The 2,972-nt window shown below is 73.0% G+C and carries 3 protein-coding genes; all 3 read right to left on the reverse strand.

Annotated elements, in window-relative coordinates; all coding sequences use genetic code 11:
• Nucleotides 1-135: 135 nt before the first annotated feature.
• On the reverse strand, nt 136-666 hold the full coding sequence (locus ACN6LD_RS23445; protein ID WP_319187529.1) for an NUDIX hydrolase: 531 nt from the start codon (nt 664-666) through the stop codon (nt 136-138).
• Between the two features lie 76 nt (nt 667-742).
• Nucleotides 743-2,083: a transcriptional regulator gene (locus ACN6LD_RS23450; RefSeq protein WP_445044174.1), complete on the reverse strand. Its 1,341-nt coding sequence runs from the start codon at nt 2,081-2,083 to the stop codon at nt 743-745.
• Nucleotides 2,084-2,353: 270 nt separating this feature from the next.
• A partial coding sequence (locus ACN6LD_RS23455) for a phenylalanine--tRNA ligase subunit beta-related protein (protein ID WP_458576033.1) occupies nt 2,354-2,972 on the reverse strand: 619 nt, incomplete at its 5' end.

Consider the following 2,972-nt stretch of genomic DNA (forward strand, 5'->3'; position numbering starts at 1 on the left):
CCTCGACGCCTTCGGCGGCGACGAGGAAGACGACGTCTTCACGCGCGCGAGACCGACGTACGCGCCGCCACGCCCCCGGGAGCGCGCCCCGCACGCGCACCCGAGCGGGCCCGCGAGGTCGGGCGGCACGGGGGCTCAGCCGATCCTGTGGTGGTGCAGCAGCATCAACGCCGCCGCCATGTTGGCGGCCGGGACCTCCCCACGGGCGACCAGGTCGGGAACGGCCTTCAGCGGAACCCACTCGCGGCGGTCCGACTCGAAGTCGTCCACCGGGTGCCCCACGTACTCCCCGCGGTCCGACCAGTAGATGTGGTGGACGGCGTCGGTGAGCCCGTTGGACGGCTCCACGCTCATCAGATGGCGCAGCGGCCCCGGCCGCCAGCCGGTCTCCTCCTCGAGTTCCCTGGCGGCGGCGCGGGCGACGTCCTCGCCGTCCTCGACCACGCCCGCCGCGAGCTCCCAGCCCCAGCTGTCGGTGATGAAACGGTGGCGCCACAGCAGGAGCACCTCGTTCGCCGGGTTCACGACCGTGGCCACCGCGACCGGCCTCAGCCGTATGAGGAAGTGGTCGAGGTGCCGGCCGTCGGGCAGCTCCACATCTGCCAGATTGACGCTGAACCAGCGGTTTTCATACACAGTTTGCTCGTTCTGTTTCGTCCACTGCACGGTTCTGCCACCTTCCGTCGACTAAGTGGCAATATCGCAGCAGGAACCATGCAGCGACGGTGGCGGCCCGTCCCGTCTACAGCGGTACGCGCAGCGCCCCGTCGATGAGTTCGGCGGCCTCGGCGGTGCCCGCGCAGCCGCTGCGCACCAGGTGTTCGCGCACCGCCCGGAGTCTGTCGCGCAGCCGCTGCGACTCCATCCCCCGGGCCTGTTCGGCCATCTCCATCGCGGTGACCACCGCCTTGTCGGCGTTGCCCTGCCGCAGCTCGATCGTGCTGAGCATGGCCAGCCGGTGCACCCGGCCCCGGTCGTGCGCCGGGGTGCCGACGGCGGCCGCCGCGTGCTCCGCGGCCGCGGCCAGGTCGCCGAGGCTGAGCAGCGCCTCCGCCACCTGGACGTTGACCAGGCCCGGCTGGACATAGCCCGTCTCGTCCGGCTCGCGTCCGCGCAGGATGCGGTCGGCGGCCGTCTCGGCACGCCGGATGCACGACAGGGCGCTCGTGCCGTCGCCGAGGTGCGCGTACGCCTTGGCCTGCATCGCGTACAGATCCGAGGCGAGAGCCGGCGTGATGTGCTTGCCCGCCGCCCGCAGCGCGGCCTCCGCGAAGGCCACCGCCTGCCGGTACTCCCGCATGAACAGCGACTGGTTGACGAGAAGGGCGATGACGTAGGCCCCGAGTCCTCGGTCCCCGCTGGCCTTCGCCAGTCTGAGCGCCTGATGGAAGTAGCGCTGGGCCAGCCCGTGCGCGTCCGAGTCGTACGCGCAGATCCCGGCGACGGCCACCAACCCCCCGGTCGCACGGTGCAGTTGACGGCCCGTCTCGTCGGTGTAGCTGCCGCGCAGCAGCGGCGCGGCCTCGGCGTTCAGGAAGCCGACGATACGGCTGCGGGTCGCGATGCCGCCGGCCTTGCGGTACAGCTGCTCGTAGTGGGTGCGGGCGGCCCGCAGCATCTCCAGATCGGCGGAGGTGACGCGATGCCGGCCGCCGCGTGAGACGTCCACGTCCTCCGGCGGGTTCTCCCACTCCCAGACCGGCATCACGGCAGGCGTGCCGGTGACGGCGGGCGCGCCGAGGATGTGCGGACGCTGCTGCTCGTCGGAGCGCCACAGCGCGGTGGCCCGCTCGACGAACCCGGAGAGCGAGGTGCCGTGCGGGGCGGACGACTCGCCGGGGACGCCGAGCCCGATGTCGTCGAGGGTGACCGGACGGTGCAGCCGGCCCGCGAGCACCTCGCAGATCAGGTCCGGCACCTGGCCCCTCGGCCGCTGACCCTTCAACCACCGGGCCACCGCGGTGTGCTCATAGCGCAGGGCCAGTCCGCGGGCTCGGCCCGCCTGGTTGACGTGGGCGGCGAGGCCCGCGTGCGAGATGCCCGCCTCGTCCAGGATCGCGTCGAGCAGAGTGTTGGGCTGCATGGGTGGCCCCCCGGTACCTCGGTGCCGTCAGCCTAGTGGTCCGGCCTTCACACGGGGTGCGAAGGGAATGCGTGCAATCACCGGGTGTGCGCACTGTCGCCGAGTGTTTCCGGTCGGTTTGACTGGAATGCCTCGCAAGAGGTTCGCCGGGCCGTCGGCTCCCCCTCGAAAAGCGACGGCCCGGCGATTCGGGTCACACGGCCGACGGCGCGGTCCCCCGCTCCCCGCGAAGGGGAGGAGGGACCGCGCCGTCGGTGTGGTCCGCCGTGGTCAGCCGCGCAGGACGGCTCCGGTGCGCTCACCGGCCAGGGCCACCGCCGCGTCCCTCGCCGCCGACGCCTCGTCGACCGTCAGCGTCCGGTCGCCGGCGCGGAAGCGGAGCGCGTAGGCGAGCGACTTGCGCCCGTCGCCCAGCTGCTCCGCGTTCTCGTACACGTCGAACAGCCGGATCCCCTCCAGCAGTTCGCCCGCCCCCTCGCGCAGCGCGGCCTCGACCTCGGCGTGCGGGACGAACCCGTCGACGACGAGGGCGACGTCCTGTGTGGCGACGGGGAAGGTGGAGATGCCCGGCGCCTGCGGGGTGTCGTCGCCGACCGCCTCGAGGACGTCGAGGTCCAGCTCCATCGCGCAGGTGCGGGCGGGCAGGCTCAGCGCCTTCAGCACCCGGGGGTGCAGCTCGCCCGCGTGACCGACGACCTGCTCCGCGCCGTCCACGACCGCCACGAACTCGGCGCACCGGCCGGGATGCCACGGCCCGTACTGGCCCTTGCGGACGATCAGTTCGACTCCGGCTTCCCGGGCGACCGTGCGCGCGGCCTCGACCGCGTCGGCCCAGTCCGCCGGACGGCCCTTGCCCCACCAGCCGGCCTGCTCGTGGGCGCCCGCGAGG

Source organism: Streptomyces sp. SAS_272 (assembly GCF_052543235.1).